We start from the raw sequence: 994 nt of genomic DNA, 5'->3' as shown, positions 1-994 counted from the left end.
ACACCCGCTGATACGGCACACCCTCCACATCCGGGAACACCGTCCGCAAACTCTCGTGCCGCTCCGCGACATCACCCAACGCCGCTTCCAACGCCACGACGTCCAACTCACCCGAGATCCGCAGGGCGAAGGGCAGGTTGTACGCCCCGGCGGTTCCGGAGCCGACTTCGGACTCCTCCATGCGGTTGAGGAACCACATCCGCTGCTGGGCGTACGACAGCGGCACTCGCTCGGGGCGTTCTTCCTTCCGCAGGGGGACCCGCGAGGCACCGTCCGCGGCGTCGATCACCCGCGCCACACCGGCGACGGTCGGCGTCGTGAACAGGTCCCGGATGCTGACCTCCGCCTCCAGCACCGACCGCACCCGAGCGATCAACCGCATCGCCAGCAGCGAATCACCACCCAGGTCGAAGAACGACGCCGCCGCACCCACCCGCTCCAACCCCAGCACCTCACCGAACAACCCGCTCAGCACTTCCTCGGTCGGTGTGGCGGGGCCTCGGCCGATCCTGACCGCGAGGTCGGGGGCGGGCAGGGCGTTCCGGTCGAGCTTGCCGTTGACCGTGAGCGGAAGGGCGTCCAGCGCCACGACCGCCGCGGGGATCATGTACTCAGGCAGATGCGCGCCGGTGAACTCACGTACCGCCGTGGTGTCGACGGCACGGCCGTTGTGGGGGACGACGTATCCGATGAGGCGCTTGTCGCCGGGCCGGTCCTCGCGTACGACGACGGCGGCCTGGGCGACGTCGGGGTGCGCGGCGAGAACGGACTCGACCTCACCCGGCTCGACGCGGAAGCCACGGATCTTGACCTGCTCGTCGGCGCGTCCGACGAACTCCAGCAACCCGTCCGCCGTCCAGCGCGCCAGGTCACCCGAGCGGTACATCCGCCCGCCCTCGGCGAACGGGCACGCCACAAACCGCACCGCCGTCAGCGCCGGACGGTGGTCGTAGCCACGCGCCAGACCCGCGCCCGCCACATACAACTCCCCCAC

1 protein-coding gene is annotated in these 994 nt (G+C 70.2%); it reads right to left on the bottom strand.

All coding sequences use genetic code 11. The annotated features are described in order from the left end of the window. Positions 1 to 994: AMP-binding enzyme (locus tag ACTWQJ_RS51790; protein ID WP_443313266.1), on the bottom strand; the 994-nt coding region annotated here is incomplete at both ends.

Origin of the sequence: Streptomyces sp. KR55 (assembly GCF_052245645.1) — a bacterium.
In the GTDB taxonomy this organism is placed as follows: Bacteria; Actinomycetota; Actinomycetes; order Streptomycetales; family Streptomycetaceae; genus Streptomyces; species Streptomyces flavusporus.
The sequence above is the reverse complement of the archived record's forward strand: the minus strand, read 5'-3'. Positions and strand labels throughout refer to the sequence as shown.